The organism is Pseudofrankia sp. DC12 (assembly GCF_000966285.1).
Classification (GTDB): Bacteria; Actinomycetota; Actinomycetes; order Frankiales; family Frankiaceae; genus Pseudofrankia.
This window is the reverse complement of the sequence record NZ_KQ031391.1, coordinates 2,007,109-2,022,724: the sequence shown is the minus strand read 5'-3', so window position 1 is coordinate 2,022,724 and position 15,616 is coordinate 2,007,109. Positions and strand designations below refer to the sequence as shown.

The window sequence follows — 15,616 nt, the reverse complement described above, 5'->3', positions numbered from 1 at the left end:
CGCATGGGGCGGACCCGTGCGTGAGTACCTGCTCGTCTTCGTCGTGGCGGCCGCCGTCACGTTCCTCGCGACGCCGGTCGCGCGGGCGCTGGCGCTGCGGATCGGCGCGGTCGCGGGTGTCCGGGACCGGGACGTGCACGCCAAGCCGACAGCGCGGCTCGGTGGCCTGGCGATGCTCGCGGGCCTCTACGCGGGGCTCGGGGTCGCCGACCGGCTTCCGTTCCTGTCCCAGGTCTCGCGGGACTGGTCGGAGCCGCGCGCGGTCCTCGTCGCCGCGACGCTGATCTGCCTGCTCGGGGTGGCCGACGACAAGTGGGAGCTGGACTCCCTGACCAAGCTCGCCGGGCAGATGGTGGCCGCGGCGGTGATGGTTCAGCTCGGGGTGCAGTTCTCGTTCGCGATCAACTGGAACAGCGAGACGACGGTCAGCCTCGGCCCGGAGACGGCCGTGCCGATCTCGATCTTCTCCATCGTCGTCCTGATCAACGCGATCAACTTCATCGACGGCCTCGACGGCCTCGCGGCGGGCGTCACCGCCATCGCCGCCGGGGCGACGTTCTACTTCGCCTACTCGCTCGCGGTCGTCGACGGCTTCTCCCGGGCCGCGCCCGCGGCGCTGCTCGCGGCGGTGACCGCCGGGGTGTGCGTCGGCTTCCTGCCACACAACTTCAACCCGGCCAGGCTCTTCATGGGTGACTCGGGGTCCATGCTGATCGGCCTGCTGTCGGCGTCGTCGATGATCTCGGTCACCGGGCAGGTCGCCTATGGCGGCTATGCCGGGCCGTCCCGGTCGCTGCCGTCGCTCATCCCGCTGGCCATCCCGCTCGCCGTGCTGGCGGTGCCGTTCCTCGACCTGGGGCTGGCGGTCATCCGGCGGACCAGGGCCGGTCGGTCGCCGTTCTCGCCGGACAAGATGCACCTGCACCACCGGATGCTGGAGATCGGGAAGTCGCAGGTCCGGGCCGTGCTGTTCATGTACTTCTGGGCCGCGCTGGTCGGTTTCGGCGGGGTGGCCGCGTCGTTCTCGTCCGCGCCGCTGCCGATCCTGCTCGCCACCCTGGGGGTGGGCCTGCTGGGGCTGGTGGTGCTGCTCCTGCTCGGCCAGCGGACCGCCCGCCGCGACGCCGGCGCCGCTCCGGCCAGTACCTCCACCTCGGCCTGACCGGCTTCGCGGCGATCGGTCTGGCCGGCTCGGCCGGGGCAGCGCCGGTCCTGGCCGTTACCGTGGGGTGAGGGCCGACGACGAACGGACGACGACGAGCGATGGATGAGGAGCGCGGGTGGCGAAGGGACCGGGAGACCAGGCGCTGATCGGGATGCCGGTGTTGCGGCTTGGCTTGGTGATCAGCGCGGTGATCGCCGTCCCTGCGATCGCGCTCGGCGCCGCCCTGTTCGGCGGGGCCGGAGCCGCCGGGGCACTGATAGGCAGTGCCGTCGTCGCCGGGTTCTTCTCGATGGGCAAGCTCGCCGTCGCGCTGGTCGCCCGCCGGGCGCCGCACCTTTTGCTGCCGGCCGCCCTCGGCACCTACACCGGCCAGATCGGGTTGCTGGGCATCCTGCTGGTCGCGCTGGACGGGGTCGAGGCCATCCACCTGCTGACCCTGGCCTGGACTGTCCTCGTCGGTGTCTTCGGCTGGATGGGCGCTGAGCTCTGGGTGGCGACGCACACCAGGGTGCCGTTCTTCGACCCGGCCGCCTTCGCGGCCCGCCAGGCGGCGCTGGCCCAGGCCGGCCGGCCCGCGAGGGCCGACCAGAGCTCCGCCGGTCCGGCCGGCGCCGCCGCGGAGCAGCGCGCGGCGGGCCGGTGAGCTGGGCGTCATGACGAACAACGAGGTTCCGAGCGGCAAGGAGGACTCCGGCACGGATGCTGGCCCGCGACGCCCGGACGGGCCGGACGGGCTGGCCGGCCCGGGCCAGGCCGGGTCACCTGGCCGCCAGGCGTCCCGCGCTGGCGGCCGGCGGGCCGGGCCGCGCCGGCCGGCTGACACGGACGGCAACGCGGGTCTGGCCTGGAACGTGATCGGGACGCTGGGCGCCGGCATGGCCTTCTGGGGCTTCGTCGGCTGGGGCATCGACCGGCTCGCCCATCTGCACAACGTGTTCCTGCCGATCGGCATCGTCCTCGGCATCGCGGCCGCGATCTACCTGGTGATCTACCAGGCGATGCGCCGCTAGCCTCCCACGGCCGGGGATGAGGCGTCGCATCAACGTTGCAAACCGTAATCATCTGCGGCGCGTCCTGGTTGCGGCATCGCTGACGGTAGCTGTTCGGTCGGATGCTCGCCGCGTTCGTCTGGCTAGACCCCGACCGGCCCTGTCGCCCGGCGTGAACGCCCGGGTGCGTTACGCCAAGGCGGGCACAACAGAACGAAACGTGTCGGCAACGTGTAGATGAAACCGGCGCGGGGTGGATCGCAGCGCGTGCCGCGTAGGCGAAGGTGTGGATAGTATTCGCGGTACCGGGCGCCGACGCCGTCGGCCCCCGGTGGAGACGAGTCCCCGCTGGGCCGCGCCGAGCGACCGAGGGATGCGCGAACGAACGGTGCTCGCGCATCCGGAGGTCTTCAGACGTGACATCAGCCAACGGGTGGGCGATCATGCGATGGTCGCGGTTCCGGTGGTCAGTGTGACACGGTCGGACGGTCGCGCGATCACCGTGTTGGTCGCGTGTCTGTCCGCCTGGGTCGCGATGACTGCCGGGCCGCGCCGCCGGCAGGGCCGGTCGCGCTCCCGGCGGCTCCGGTGGCACGGCCGACGGATGCCAATCGGCAACTGGTCGCCTGATCTTCCGCTCTGTGACATCGTGTGCCCGAGCTTCGGTCACGATGAGTGCATCCGTGGCGGTCGGGCGGAGTGCACCGATAGGGTGGGATCCCTTTCCGCCGGGGCGAGCCCGTGTCGCCTGGTGACAGTGCGTAGAAATTTGGATCATGGAGGTGTGTTGCGTGCCCGTCCTCGCCGCTAGTGACGAGGGCTTCCAGGGTCCCACCACGGCGGTCTTCAACCCGCCGCACTGGTTTGACGCGCACCTGGGTCCGATCGACCTATACCTGAACAAGGCCACCGCGCTGGTCATCTTCGCGGCGCTGTTCGTCGGGGTCCTGTTCTGGCTCGCCTACCGCCGCGCCTCGGTCGTGCCGCGCGGCCTGCAGAACTTCGTGGAGTCGATCTACGACTTCATCGACACCCAGATCGCCCGGGACATCATCGGCAAGTCCGGTGCGCGCTACACGCCGTACCTGATGGTGCTGTTCAGTTTCGTCCTGGTCTGCAACGTTCTGTCGATCATCCCGGTGGCCCAGTTCCCGGCGACCTCGCGCATCGCGATCCCGATGATCCTGGCGCTCATCACCTGGGTGATGTTCAACTACGCCGGCATCAAGGCCAACGGCGCGGGTGCGTATTTCAAGGAGATGGTCGACCCGGCGCCGCAGGCGATGCTGCCGATCCGCCTCGTCCTCGCGCCGATCGAGATCCTGTCGACGCTGATCGTCCGGCCGTTCACGCTGGCGGTCCGGCTGTTCGCCAACATGTTCGCCGGCCACATGCTGCTGCTGATCTTCTCGCTGGGCGCGGAGTACATGATCCAGCGCCCGCCCTACGTCTTCGGCGCGGTCTCGTTCGTCATGACGGTCATCATGACCGGGTTCGAGCTGGTGATCGACCTGCTGCAGGCGTACATCATCACCGTGCTCACCGCCGCCTACATCGGCGGAGCACTGGCCGCGCACGGCGGCGGCGACCACGACGAGGACCACAGCATCGAGGACCCCGGGCTGCCGCAGCCCGCGCTGGCCACCGCCGCCGCGCACTCCTGATTTTTCGGACACCCCCACTCGCACCGGTGAGTTCCGGTGCCCGACAGGATAAGGAATTCCCATGGACCCGACATTGATCCTCGCCGCCAAGGACCACGTCAGCGGCAGCCTCGGTGCGGTCGCGTACGGCCTCGCCGCCATCGGCCCGGGTATCGGCGTCGGCATCATCTTCGGCCTCGGTGTGCAGGCGATCGCCCGTCAGCCGGAGGCCGAGCAGGTCGCCTTCCGCTACATGCTGATCGGCTTCGCCCTGGTCGAGGCACTCGCCCTCATCGGTTTCGTCGTCCCCTTCGTCTTCGCTTAACCGAGGACGAGTGTGAGCGTCACGTCGAGCGTCCTGCTCGCGGCCGCGGAAAAGACGGACGAGAACGTCCTCGTTCCGCCGCTTGGCGAGCTCATCATCGGAACCATTTCGTTCGGTCTGCTGGTCGCCTTCTTCTTCTGGAAGGTCAAGCCGCAGATCCAGAAGTTCTACGCGGAGCGCACCGAGCGGATCGAGGGCGGCCTGGCCCGCGCCTCGTCCGCCCAGGCGGAAGCGCAGGCCGTGCTGGAGCAGTACCGCGCCCAGCTGGCCGACGCCCGGTCGGAGGCGGCGCGCATCCGTGACGAGGCGGCCGTCCAGGGCCGTCAGATCGTGGCGGAGCTGCGGGCCCAGGCCGACCGTGAGGTCGCCGAGATCCGGGCCCGTGGCGAGGCACAGCTCGTCGCCGAGCGGTCGCAGATCGTCTCGCAGCTGCGCGGCGAGCTGGGCGGGGTCGCGCTTGAGCTGGCGACCAAGATCGTCGGTCACGAGCTGGCGCGTCCGGAAGAGCATGGTCAGCTGATCGACGACTTCATCGCTTCGCTCGACGCCGGTGACGCAGCCGCTGCCGCGCCTGCCGGGTCGGGAGGCTGACGGTGGAGGGACCCAGCCGGGCGGCTCTCGCCGCGGCGCGGGCCACGCTCGACGAGCTCACCGCGGTCCCGCCGGAGGGCGGGGCCGCGGCCCGTCAGTCGACCGTCGCGGCGGCCGGCCAGATCGGGTCCGACCTGCGGGCCGTCGCCGACCTGCTCGGCGCGGACCTGACGTTGCGCCGAGCGCTGTACGACCCGAGCATGCCGGCGGCCGCCCGCGAGGGCCTCGCCGACCGGCTGTTCGGCGGGCAGATCGCGCCGTCGTCGCTCGCTGTCCTGAAGTCGGCCGTCGCCGGCCGGTGGGCGCGGGCGCTCGACCTGCGGCTCGGTCTGATCGAGCTGGCGGTCGAGGCGCTCCTGGTGGACGCCGAGACGTCGGGCGCGCTGGACGAGGTCGAGGACGAGCTGTTCCGGTTCGGTCGGATTCTCGACCGCAACCCGCAGCTTTCCCTCGCGCTGACCGACCCGGCGGCGCCGGCGTCGGCCAAGGACGGCCTCGTCGAGCGGCTGCTCGCCGACAAGGCGAACGCGGTGACGGTCCGACTGGCGAAGCAGGCGGTCGCCGATCGTGAGTTCGGGGACCTGTCCCGCCGGCTGGAGGAGTTCAGCCGGATCGCCGCCGGCCGCCGTAACCGGGTGGTCGGGGTGGTGCGCACCGCGGTGCCGCTCAGCGACGACCAGTTCGCCCGGCTGCGGTCCGCGCTGTCCCGTTACTTCGGCCGCGAGATCCAGCTGCAGGCCGACCTCGACCCGGCGGTGCTCGGCGGTGTCGTCGTGCGCGTCGGTGACGAGGTGGTCGACGGCTCCGTGCTGCGCCGGCTCGCCGCCGCCCGTCAGGCTCTGACCCGGTAGCGCGTGAACACGACGACTCGTGGCCCCGCCGCCGGCGCCCGCCGCCGGCGTGGCCCTTGTCTCTGGTCCGCCCCGAATTCGATCGCTCCGGTCTCGACAAGGCCGGACAGTAACCAGCCGGCCTCGCCGAGGCCGGACCTTGCCCATGCTCGGGCGGCAAACTCCATGCCCAGCAATGAAGGACCGAAGCGATGACTGAGCTGACCATCAGGCCGGAGGAGATTCGCGACGCCCTCCGGGACTACGTCGAATCCTTCGAGGCCACCTCCGCCGACCGGGAGGAGGTCGGCCGCGTCATTCTGACCGGTGACGGTATCGCGCGGGTGGAAGGCCTCCCGCACGCGATGACCAACGAGCTGCTGGAGTTCCACGGCGGCGTGCTCGGCCTCGCGCTCAACCTCGAGGTCGGCGAGATCGGCTGCGTCATCCTCGGCGAGGGATCGCACATCGAGGAGGGCCAGGAGGTCCGCCGGACCGGGCGCATCCTGTCGGTGCCGGTCGGTGACGGCTACCTCGGCCGGGTCGTCGACCCGCTGGGCCGCCCGATCGACGGCCTCGGCCCGATCGCCACCGAGGGCGAGCGCGCCCTGGAGCTCCAGGCCCCGACCGTCGTGCAGCGGCAGCCCGTCAAGGAGCCGCTGCAGACCGGCATCAAGGCCATCGACGCGATGACCGCGATCGGCCGCGGCCAGCGCCAGCTGATCATCGGCGACCGGCAGACCGGCAAGACCACGGTCGCCATCGACGCGATCATCAACCAGCGGGCCAACTGGGAGAGCGGCGACCCGAAGAAGCAGGTCAAGTGCGTCTACGTCGCCGTCGGCCAGAAGAAGTCGACCATCCGTGAGGTCGTCAACACGCTGGAGGAGTCCGGCGCGCTGGCGTACACCACCATCGTCGCGGCCCCGGCGGACGAGCCGGCCGGCTTCAAGTTCATGGCCCCGTACAGCGGCTCGGCGATCGCCCAGCACTGGATGTACAACGGCCAGCACTCGCTGATCGTCTTCGACGACCTCTCGAAGCAGGCCGAGGCCTACCGGGCCATCTCGCTGCTGCTGCGCCGCCCGCCGGGCCGTGAGGCCTACCCGGGCGACGTCTTCTACCTGCACTCGCGCCTGCTTGAGCGTTGCGCCAAGCTCTCCGACGAGCTGGGCGGCGGCTCGCTGACCGGTCTGCCGATCATCGAGACCAAGGGCAGCGACATCTCGGCCTACATCCCGACGAACGTCATCTCGATCACCGACGGCCAGATCTTCCTGGAGTCGGACCTGTTCAACCAGGGTGTCCGCCCGGCCATCAACGTCGGCACCTCGGTCTCCCGAGTCGGTGGCTCCGCCCAGGTGAAGGCGATGAAGTCGGTCGCCGGCCGGCTGCGGCTCGACCTGGCCCAGTACCGCGAGCTGGAGGCCTTCTCGGCCTTCGGCTCCGACCTGGACAAGGCGTCCCGTGACCAGCTCGCCCGCGGCTCCCGCCTCGTCGAGCTGCTCAAGCAGCCGCAGAACCAGCCCTTCGCGGTCGACCGGCAGGTCGTCTCGCTCTGGGCCGGCACGACCGGCCAGCTCGACGAGGTGCCGGTCGCGGACGTCCGCCGGTTCGAGACGGAGTTCCTGGACTTCGTCGGCCGCTCGTACCCGGGGATCTACGACGTCATCTCGGCGACGGGCAAGCTCGAGGAGGCGACGACCGCCGACCTGGCGAAGGCGATCGACGCGTTCAAGGCCCAGTTCACGCTGAGCGGCGGCTCGCCCTTGGTCGTCAACGAGGCCGCGCTCGACGCGCTCGCGCCTGGCGAGGTCCAGCCCGAGGAGATCACGGTGCACCGCCCGGTGCACTCGGTCGAAGAGGCCTGATCGGATGGCTGGCCAACTTCGCCAGTACCGGCGGCGCATCCGCACGGTCCAGTCGACGAAGAAGATCACCCGGGCGATGGAGCTGATCGCCGCGTCCCGGATCGTCAAGGCCCGGACGCGCGTGGCGGCCTCGCGGCCGTACGCGCAGGAGATCACCCGGGTGATCTCCGCGGTCGCCTCACAGTCGACGATCAAGCACCCGCTCACCACCGAGCGGTCCGGGGTCACCCGGGCCGCCGTGGTGGTCGTCACCTCCGACCGTGGCCTCGCCGGCGGCTACAGCTCCAACGCGATCCGGCGTGCCGGCGAGCTGATGGAGCTGCTGGACGACGAGGGCAAGTCGGTGGCGCTGTACGTGGTCGGACGCAAGGGCGTCACGTACTACCGCTTCCGCAACCGGGCGATGGCCGGCGAGTTCACCGGCTTCACCGAGCAGCCCACGTACGCGGACGCGAAGGCGGTCGCGGACGAGCTGCTCGCCGCGTTCGCCGTGCCCGAGGCCGACGGTGGCGTGGGCGAGATCCACGTCGTCTACACCGAGTACGTCAGCGCGCTGACGCAGACCCCGGGCGCGCACCGGCTGCTGCCGATGAAGCTGACCGAGTCAGCGGAACCGCCGCCCGGTGGCCCCCTGCCCGTCTACGAGTTCGAGCCGTCGGCCGAGGGGGTGCTCGACGCGCTGCTGCCCCGGTACGTCGAGAGCCGCCTGTACGTCGCGCTGCTGGAGGCGGCCGCCTCCGAGTCGGCGTCCCGCCAGCGGGCAATGAAGTCCGCGACGGACAACGCCACCGAGCTGATCCGTACCTACACCCGGCTGGCCAACCGGGCCCGCCAGGAGGCGATCACCCAGGAGATCTCGGAGATCGTCGGCGGCGCGAACGCGCTGGCGGACGCCGGCTAGCCGGCCTCTCAGCGCGGCCAGGTCGCGGGGAGGGTGTCATTAGTTGGCGGGGTACGGCATCGTAGGTGATACCAACCACTACAGCGGCGTCAAAGATGGATGGACCGGCCGGCCGGAGATCCGAGCCGACCGCCCGGCCGCCGTCGCTCCGCGCGGCACCACCACGGTCGAGGCGTCGGCGCGGTGTCGCCGCCGACGCGGGCGCGGCACCGAGGACGTGGCACTGCCGCACCACCCGGCACCATCCGGCACCGCCCCAAAGGACGCGAACCGCCACCAGACGTAACGACGAAGCACCGCGGAACTGAAGTCCTGCCTGAAGCCAAGGGTGGCCGAGGGCGCCAAGCCAGCCCCTATGGACCCGAACGGCAGCACGTGGGCCTCCGGGGGCGCGGAGAAGTCGCAGTACGCGCCCCTTCGGCGCTCTAGTGAAGATCGAGGACGCCATGACCGTCACCACCAGCTCGACCGCCCCGGCGGACGGCCGGGTCCCGGGGATCGGCCGGGTCGCCCGAGTCATCGGCCCGGTCGTCGACGTCGAGTTCGCTCCGGAAGAGCTTCCGGAGATCTACTACGCGCTGCACGTCGAGCGCACGCTCGGCGACGAGACCGCCACGTTGACCCTTGAGGTCGCCCAGCACATCGGTGACAACACCGTGCGGGCCATCTCCATGCAGCAGACCGACGGCCTGGTCCGCGGCGCCCCGGTGACCGATACCGGCGCTCCGATCTCGGTACCGGTCGGCGACGCCACCAAGGGGCACGTGTTCAACGTGCTCGGCAAGCCGCTCGACGTGGAGTCCGTCGAGGCGGAGACCACCTGGGCGATCCACCGCTCCGCCCCGCCGTTCGACCAGCTCGAGTCCAAGACCGAGATGTTCGAGACCGGCATCAAGGTCATCGACCTGCTGGCGCCGTACGTGCGCGGTGGGAAGATCGGCCTGTTCGGCGGCGCCGGCGTCGGCAAGACCGTCATCATCCAGGAGATGATCCGCCGGGTCGCCAAGGAGTTCGGTGGCGTCTCGGTGTTCGCGGGCGTCGGCGAGCGGACCCGCGAGGGCAACGACCTGTTCGAGGAGATGACCGAGGCCGGCGTCATCGAGGACACCGCGCTGGTGTTCGGCCAGATGGACGAGCCGCCGGGCACCCGGCTGCGGGTCGCCCTGGCCGCGCTGACCATGGCGGAGTACTTCCGCGACGTGAAGAAGCAGGACGTCCTGCTCTTCATCGACAACATCTTCCGGTTCACCCAGGCCGGCTCCGAGGTCTCCACGCTGCTCGGCCGGATGCCGTCGGCCGTGGGCTACCAGCCCACCCTGGCCGACGAGATGGGCGTGCTGCAGGAGCGGATCACCTCGACCCGAGGCCACTCCATCACCTCGCTGCAGGCCATCTACGTCCCCGCGGACGACCTGACCGACCCGGCCCCGGCGACGACGTTCACCCACCTCGACGCCCAGACCGTGCTCGACCGCTCCATCTCCGACCTTGGCATCTACCCGGCGGTGAGCCCGCTGGAGTCGACGTCGCGCATCCTGGACGCCCGGTACGTCGGCCAGGAGCACTACGACGTGGCCCGCGAGGTGCAGCGCATCCTGCAGCGCTACAAGGACCTGCAGGACATCATTGCCATCCTCGGCATCGACGAGCTCTCCGAGGAGGACAAGGTCCTCGTTCGGCGGGCCCGGCGGATCCAGCGGTTCCTGTCGCAGCCGTTCTTCGTCGCCGAGCAGTTCACCGGCATTCCCGGCAAGTTCGTCCCGGTCGCCGAGACGATCGACTCGTTCAAGCGCATGACCCTGGGCGAGTTCGACCACCTGCCGGAGCAGGCGTTCTTCATGTGCGGCGGGATCGAGGACGCGCAGAAGAACGCGGAGAACCTGTAATGCCGTCGATGCGGGTCGCGGTCGTCTCCCCGGAGGAGAAGGTCTGGGAAGGCGAGGCGAACTTCGTCCTCGCCACGACGACCGACGGTGACCTCGGCGTCTGGCCCCGCCACGTCCCGCTCCTGGGCGTGCTCAAGGACGGCGCCGACGTCAAGGTCGAGACTCCGGGTGGCGACCTGCTCTACACCGTCGGCGGCGGCTTCATCTCCGTCACCCACGACGGCGTCAGCATCCTCGCGGAATCGGCCGTCGCGAAGTCCTGACGGCTCGGCGCTCGCTCCACGAGGCGGGGCACGTTCGATTCCGAACGTGCCCCGCTTCGTCGTTGCCCGGCCGAGCCGCGATTCTGTCCTGATCCTCCCGGCGTCAGTCGCCCGCGCGGAAGATCCTCGGCGGCCCGCGTCGAGGTCCGCCGCCCGCCCACCCTGAAGATCGCCATTTCGGCCCTCTGGTGGTTGCGATTGGAGCCCTGCGACGGCCACGCCAGGGCCTAGACAGCGATCTTGGTTGCGTGAGTACGACAGGGCCATATCCTGGTCTGAATTCAGACCGGTTGCTATTATGGTCGCTATGGAGACCATTCCGATCACCGAGGCCAAGACTCGAATCGCCGAGCTGGCAGACCGAGTGGCTCGGGAGCACGACCACTTCACGATCACCCGCAACGGCCGTGCCGATGTGATGCTGATCTCTGTCGCAGAGTACGAGTCGATGCAGGAGACCCTCGACGTTCTCTCGGACAGCGAGACCCTCGCGGACCTCCGTCAGTCTCGGGAGGACTTCGCCGCCGGCGATACGTTCAAGCTCGACGAGGTGCGAGCCGACCTGGAGCGGCGCCGGGGTGGAACCAGCTGATGCCCCCGGATGGCGGCCGATCGGGCGATCAGTCCGGACAGGCGGCGCCGTACGAGGTGGTGATGTCCCGCCGAGCGCGTCGAAACCTTCAGGAAGACCTGCCACTCGAGGTTGCGGTTGCGGCGATGGAGACCATCCAACGCGCGATTGCTCCGAATCCCCACCGAGTTGGCAAGCCGCTGGACGAGCCGTTTGACGGCTACTACTCGGCTCGTCGCGGCACCTACCGGATTATCTACCGGATCGACGCGTCGAAACACTCGGTGGAGATTCATTCGATCAGACATCGCCGAGACGCTTACCGACCGTAGATTTGCCGGCGGACGAAACTGCGCACGTTCCAGCGGGAACGTGGCCTGCCTGAAGTCGTTTGGCGCCCAGGCGGCGTCATGCAACGATCCGCGGATGGCATCCGAGGACATGAGCTGGTACGCGGTGCGCTGTGTCTTCGACACCGGCTTCGAAGCTGATGACGCCGGGCATCGGGTGTACGAGGAACGGATCACCCTCTGGCGGGCTGGAGGGTTCGACGAGGCGATCGCCCTTGCCGGGGCAGAGGCCCGCCGCTATGACGCCGTGATCCAGGACTATCCCGTCGGTCGCTACCTGGGCCTCGCGCAGGCCTACAAGCTCTTCGACGAGCCCGGTGTCGGTGCGGAGATCTTCTCGCTGATGCGCGGCAGTCCCCTCGAACCCGACGAGTACCTGGACCGTTTCTTCGACACCGGCAGTGAGCACCAGCGCGGGCTGGACGAGCTGTCAGGCGTTGCCGCCGGGCTTCCAGAGGACGTCGCCACCGGGGTTCGCGACGCGGCTGAGGATGAAGAGCAGGTCTGACAGACGGTTGAGGTACTGGGCCGTCAGGGAGTTCGTCCGGTCGCTGTCCACCGCGAGAAGCGCCCACACGTTGCGCTCCGCGCGCCTGGCGACGGTTCGGGCCACATGCAGGAGAGCAGCGCCAGGGGTGCCGCCGGGCAGGATGAACGAGTCCAGCTTCGGCAGGTCCTCGTTGAACGTGTCGCAGGCTGCTTCCAGCCGGTCGACGTAGTTCTGGGTCACCCGCAGCGGCGGGTACCTGGGGTCGGGCACGATCGGCGTCGCGAGGTCCGCGCCGACGTCGAACAAGTCGTTCTGTACCTGGCCGAGCACCGCGCGGACCTCGTCCGGCAGGTTGCCGAGAGCCAGCGCCACCCCGATCGCCGCGTTCGTCTCGTCCGTGTCCGCGTAGGCCGTCAGCCGCGGGTCGGTCTTCGACGTTCGGGACAGGTCACCGAGCGCCGTCGTCCCGTCGTCGCCGGTCCTGGTGTAAATCCGCGTCAGATGGACAGCCATACGCCTACCCTAGGGGCGCCACCGGTCCCGGCGCGTCGCCCAGGCATGGGTCACAGACGCCGTCGCTGGGGACCAGTGAGACTCGGCCATCGGCTCAGATCTCGGCCCACACCATGGTCGCGTCGTCATGGGCACCAAACCTGGGCGTCCGGACGCAGTCCGGGTCCGCGGCCTCGGCGGCCCGCAGCTCGGCCAGCAGTTGGGCCGCGCCGCCCGCGACAATCCGGTCCCACAGCTCGCCGGCGTCCCCCACGAGGCCGAAGGGCCACAGCGCACGAGCGAAGCCGTCGGACATCAGCACGACGTTCGTGTCGGGCGGCGCGGGGAACGAGTCGATCGCCACGTGCCGCGCGGCCTCGGGCGCCGCGGCCAGGATCCACAACCCAGCCGGCGAGTTGCGCTCCAGACGTCGCTGGTGCAGCTGTACCCGGATCTCCTGGTAGACGGTCGCGGCGGCGACGCCGCGGTCCAGTCGGTCGTGGACCCAAGCCAGCGCCGCGTCCTCGGCTCCCTCGAACTGGGGATCCATCACCTCGATCGGCTTGCCCTCGACGTCGATCAGCACCGTGCAGTCCCCAAGCGAGCAGACCTCCACCCGGTCACCCATGCGGCGAACCAGCGAGATGGCCGCCGTCGGGAACTCCCGGCCGGCCAAGCCGTACGCGGCGCCCTGATCGGCCAGCTGGCCGATCAGGGACCGCATGACGTCCGGAAGTGAGCGCCCCACCCAGGGAAGGTCGCGAAGTATCTCGCTCGCCGTGTGGCTGAGCCAGGCTGCCGGGCTGACGCCCGCGACCAGCGGAGCCTCGTCGAGCGGGGTCGCACCGTCGATCACCCAGAGGCCGTCGTCCCGGCTGCCGTAGGCGTCCTCGTTGGAGCTCTTGAACGACGCGCTGATGGCCTCGCGCACCCGCATCCGCGGGCCCCTCACCACTCGACCTGTCCCCACCCAATGATCCCCTGTGGTCGCGGAACCCAGCGGGAGCGCCGCCATGAGGTATGGATCGGTGCCGCTGGGGGTCCAGGGCGGCTAGGGGAGGCTGTTCGCCGCGCGGATGATGTCGACGAAGCCGGACATGATGTCGGTGAGGCCGTAGTCCTTGGGGGTGTAGACGGCAGCCACGCCGGCGGCGCGCAGCGTGTCGGCGTCGCGGTCGGGGATGATGCCGCCGACGACGACCGGGACATCACCGAGGCCGGCGGCGCGCAGGCCGTCGAGGACCTGGGGGACCAGCTCCAGGTGTGAGCCGGACAGGATCGACAGGCCGACGAGGTGGACGTCCTCCTGCACGGCGGCGGCGACGATCTGCTCGGGTGTGAGGCGGATGCCCTGGTAGACGACCTCGAAGCCGGCGTCGCGGGCGCGTACGGCGATCTGTTCGGCTCCATTGGAGTGGCCGTCGAGGCCGGGCTTGCCGATGAGGACCTTCAGCCGGCGGCCCAGCTCGTCGCCGGTCGCCGTGACGCGGGCCCGGACGAGGGCGAGCTCGCCGCCACCGGCCCCGGCCGTGGCGCCGACGGCCACGCCGGAGACGCCGGTCGGGGCGCGGTACTCGCCGAAGACCTCGCGCAGCACCCCTGACCATTCGCCGGTCGTGACGCCTGCGCGGGCGCAGGCCAGGGTGGCGGGCACCAGGTTGGCCTCGGTCTTGGCCGCCTCGCGCAGCGCGAGCAGGGCCTCGTCGACGGCGGCGGGGTCGCGCCGCGCCTTCCAGCCGGCGAGCGAGGTGCGGGCGGCCTCCTCGACGGCGGGGTCGACCGTCTGGATCGCGGTGTCCAGGTCGGCGAGCAGCGGGTTCGGCTCGGTCTCGGTGAAGCGGTTGACCCCGACGACGACGTCCTCGCCGGACTCGATCCGGGCGCGGCGCGCCGCCTGCGATCCGACGAGCTGGGACTTCATGTAGCCGGACTCGACGGCGGCCACCGCGCCACCCATCGCCTGGACCCGGTCGATCTCGGCCTTCGCCGCCTCGACCAGCTCGCCGACGCGGCGCTCGACGACGACCGAGCCGGTGAAGATGTCCTCGTACTCCAGCAGGTCGGTCTCGTAGGCGAGGATCTGCTGGATCCGCATCGACCACTGCTGGTCCCAGGGCCGGGGCAGGCCGAGTGCCTCGTTCCAGGCCGGTAGCTGCAGCGCCCGGCAGCGGGCGTCCTTCGACAGCGTGACGCCGAGCGCCTCCAGGACGATGCGGATGACGTTGTTCTCGGGCTGCGCCTCGGTCAGGCCGAGCGAGTTGACCTGCACCCCGTACCGGAACCGGCGGTGCTTCGGGTTCCGCACGCCGTACCGGGTGCGCAGCAGGTCGTCCCAGAGCGCCACGAAGGCGCGCATCTTGCACAGCTCCTCGACGAACCGGACGCCGGCGTTGACGAAGAACGAGATGCGGGCGCAGACGTCACCCAGCCGCTCGGCCGGCACCTGCCCGGACGCGACGACGGCGTCGAGCACCGCGATGACGGTGCAGATCGAGTACGCCAGCTCCTGCACCGGCGTGGCTCCGGCCTCCTGCAGGTGGTAGCTGCAAACGTTGATCGGGTTCCACTTCGGGATCTCGGTGACCGTGTACGCGATCAGGTCGGTGATCAGCCGCAGCGACGGGCCGGGGGGGAACACGTACGTCCCCCGGGACAGGTACTCCTTGATGATGTCGTTCTGGGTCGTCCCGTTGAGCAGGGCCGGGTCGGCCCCCTGCTCCTCGGCGACGACCTGGTAGAGCGCGAGCAGCCACATGGCCGTCGCGTTGATCGTCATCGAGGTGTTCATCTTCTCGACCGGGAGCTGGTCGAACAGGGCCCGCATGTCGCCCAGATGGGCCACCGGGACCCCGACCTTGCCGACCTCGCCGCGAGCCAGCACGTGGTCCGGGTCGTAGCCGGTCTGGGTCGGCAGGTCGAAGGCGACCGAAAGGCCGGTCTGGCCCTTGGCGAGGTTGCGGCGGTAGAGCGCGTTGCTCTCCGCCGGGCTGGAGTGGCCCGCGTACGTCCGGATGATCCAGGGCCGGTCCCGTTCCTTACGGGCCTCGGGCGCCGTCGCCGCCCCGGTGGGCGCGTCCGCTGCGGGCGGGGATCCCTGTTCCTCGGCCATTGCCAGCCGTCCCCTCGCCATTGGGGGGTCGGGCACGCAGCGCGCCGCCGCGACCCCCAGATCGTGGCCAACGGCGAAAGCGTACCGGCGCCACCCGGTCGGGCGCCCGCGAAGTGAACTGTCATGCAATGGCGGTCAGC

17 protein-coding genes are annotated in these 15,616 nt (G+C 70.2%); 14 read left to right on the top strand and 3 right to left on the bottom strand.

The features are described 5' to 3' along the window. The first annotated feature begins 16 nt into the window (after positions 1-16). From FRADC12_RS08180 to FRADC12_RS08115, 14 genes are all read left to right on the top strand, one after another. Positions 17-1,162, top strand: coding sequence for an MraY family glycosyltransferase (locus FRADC12_RS08180; RefSeq protein WP_045876208.1), 1,146 nt, complete (start codon positions 17-19; stop codon positions 1,160-1,162). 118 nt (positions 1,163-1,280) lie between these two features. Next, positions 1,281-1,808 carry a Cg1360 family ATP-synthase-associated protein gene (locus FRADC12_RS08175; protein ID WP_198152824.1) on the top strand — a complete coding sequence of 176 codons (528 nt, stop codon included), beginning with the start codon at positions 1,281-1,283 and terminating at the stop codon, positions 1,806-1,808. Positions 1,809-1,818: 10 nt separating this feature from the next. Continuing rightward, positions 1,819-2,175, top strand: a complete 357-nt coding sequence (locus FRADC12_RS08170; protein ID WP_045876207.1) for an AtpZ/AtpI family protein — start codon at positions 1,819-1,821, stop codon at positions 2,173-2,175. Between the two features lie 755 nt (positions 2,176-2,930). Beyond that, the gene (gene atpB, locus FRADC12_RS08165; RefSeq protein WP_045876206.1) at positions 2,931-3,818 is read left to right on the top strand and encodes a F0F1 ATP synthase subunit A; all 888 of its coding nucleotides are present in this window, start codon (positions 2,931-2,933) and stop codon (positions 3,816-3,818) included. Between the two features lie 61 nt (positions 3,819-3,879). After that, on the top strand, positions 3,880-4,122 hold the full coding sequence (locus FRADC12_RS08160) for an ATP synthase subunit C-like protein (protein WP_045876205.1): 243 nt from the start codon (positions 3,880-3,882) through the stop codon (positions 4,120-4,122). A 12-nt stretch (positions 4,123-4,134) separates the two neighbouring features. After that, positions 4,135-4,713: a F0F1 ATP synthase subunit B gene (locus FRADC12_RS08155; RefSeq protein WP_045876204.1), complete on the top strand. Its 579-nt coding sequence runs from the start codon at positions 4,135-4,137 to the stop codon at positions 4,711-4,713. A 2-nt stretch (positions 4,714-4,715) separates the two neighbouring features. Further along, positions 4,716-5,564: a F0F1 ATP synthase subunit delta gene (locus FRADC12_RS08150; protein ID WP_045876203.1), complete on the top strand. Its 849-nt coding sequence runs from the start codon at positions 4,716-4,718 to the stop codon at positions 5,562-5,564. A 191-nt stretch (positions 5,565-5,755) separates the two neighbouring features. Then, entirely contained in the window at positions 5,756-7,414 is a 1,659-nt protein-coding gene (atpA, locus tag FRADC12_RS08145) for a F0F1 ATP synthase subunit alpha (protein ID WP_045876202.1), read from the top strand. 4 nt (positions 7,415-7,418) lie between these two features. Further along, the gene (locus FRADC12_RS08140; RefSeq protein ID WP_045876201.1) at positions 7,419-8,315 is read left to right on the top strand and encodes a F0F1 ATP synthase subunit gamma; all 897 of its coding nucleotides are present in this window, start codon (positions 7,419-7,421) and stop codon (positions 8,313-8,315) included. Positions 8,316-8,761: 446 nt separating this feature from the next. Beyond that, a complete protein-coding gene (gene atpD / locus FRADC12_RS08130; RefSeq protein WP_045879247.1) occupies positions 8,762-10,201 on the top strand; it encodes a F0F1 ATP synthase subunit beta in 1,440 nt (479 codons plus the stop codon). Continuing rightward, entirely contained in the window at positions 10,201-10,464 is a 264-nt protein-coding gene (locus FRADC12_RS08125) for a F0F1 ATP synthase subunit epsilon (protein ID WP_045876199.1), read from the top strand. Before atpD ends, FRADC12_RS08125 begins: the two co-directional genes overlap by 1 nt. Positions 10,465-10,771: 307 nt before the next feature. Further along, complete coding sequence (locus FRADC12_RS08120) at positions 10,772-11,056, top strand: type II toxin-antitoxin system Phd/YefM family antitoxin (protein ID WP_045876198.1); 285 nt, start codon at positions 10,772-10,774, stop codon at positions 11,054-11,056. Then, on the top strand, positions 11,056-11,367 hold the full coding sequence (locus FRADC12_RS29360) for a type II toxin-antitoxin system RelE family toxin (RefSeq protein WP_084010516.1): 312 nt from the start codon (positions 11,056-11,058) through the stop codon (positions 11,365-11,367). The genes FRADC12_RS08120 and FRADC12_RS29360 overlap by 1 nt, the downstream gene beginning before the upstream one ends. Before the next feature lie 94 nt (positions 11,368-11,461). Then, positions 11,462-11,893, top strand: coding sequence for a hypothetical protein (locus FRADC12_RS08115; protein ID WP_198152823.1), 432 nt, complete (start codon positions 11,462-11,464; stop codon positions 11,891-11,893). Here the strand turns inward: FRADC12_RS08115 and FRADC12_RS08110 are convergent. The 3 genes from FRADC12_RS08110 to FRADC12_RS08100 form a co-directional block, all read right to left on the bottom strand. Beyond that, a complete protein-coding gene (locus FRADC12_RS08110) occupies positions 11,816-12,388 on the bottom strand; it encodes a cob(I)yrinic acid a,c-diamide adenosyltransferase (protein ID WP_045876197.1) in 573 nt (190 codons plus the stop codon). The two genes, FRADC12_RS08115 and FRADC12_RS08110, sit on opposite strands and share 78 nt — an antisense overlap. 94 nt (positions 12,389-12,482) lie before the next feature. Then, positions 12,483-13,304 carry a protein phosphatase 2C domain-containing protein gene (locus tag FRADC12_RS08105; protein WP_045876196.1) on the bottom strand — a complete coding sequence of 274 codons (822 nt, stop codon included), beginning with the start codon at positions 13,302-13,304 and terminating at the stop codon, positions 12,483-12,485. A 114-nt stretch (positions 13,305-13,418) separates the two neighbouring features. Next, positions 13,419-15,476: an ethylmalonyl-CoA mutase gene (locus FRADC12_RS08100; RefSeq protein ID WP_045876195.1), complete on the bottom strand. Its 2,058-nt coding sequence runs from the start codon at positions 15,474-15,476 to the stop codon at positions 13,419-13,421. Between the last annotated feature and the right edge of the window lie 140 nt (positions 15,477-15,616).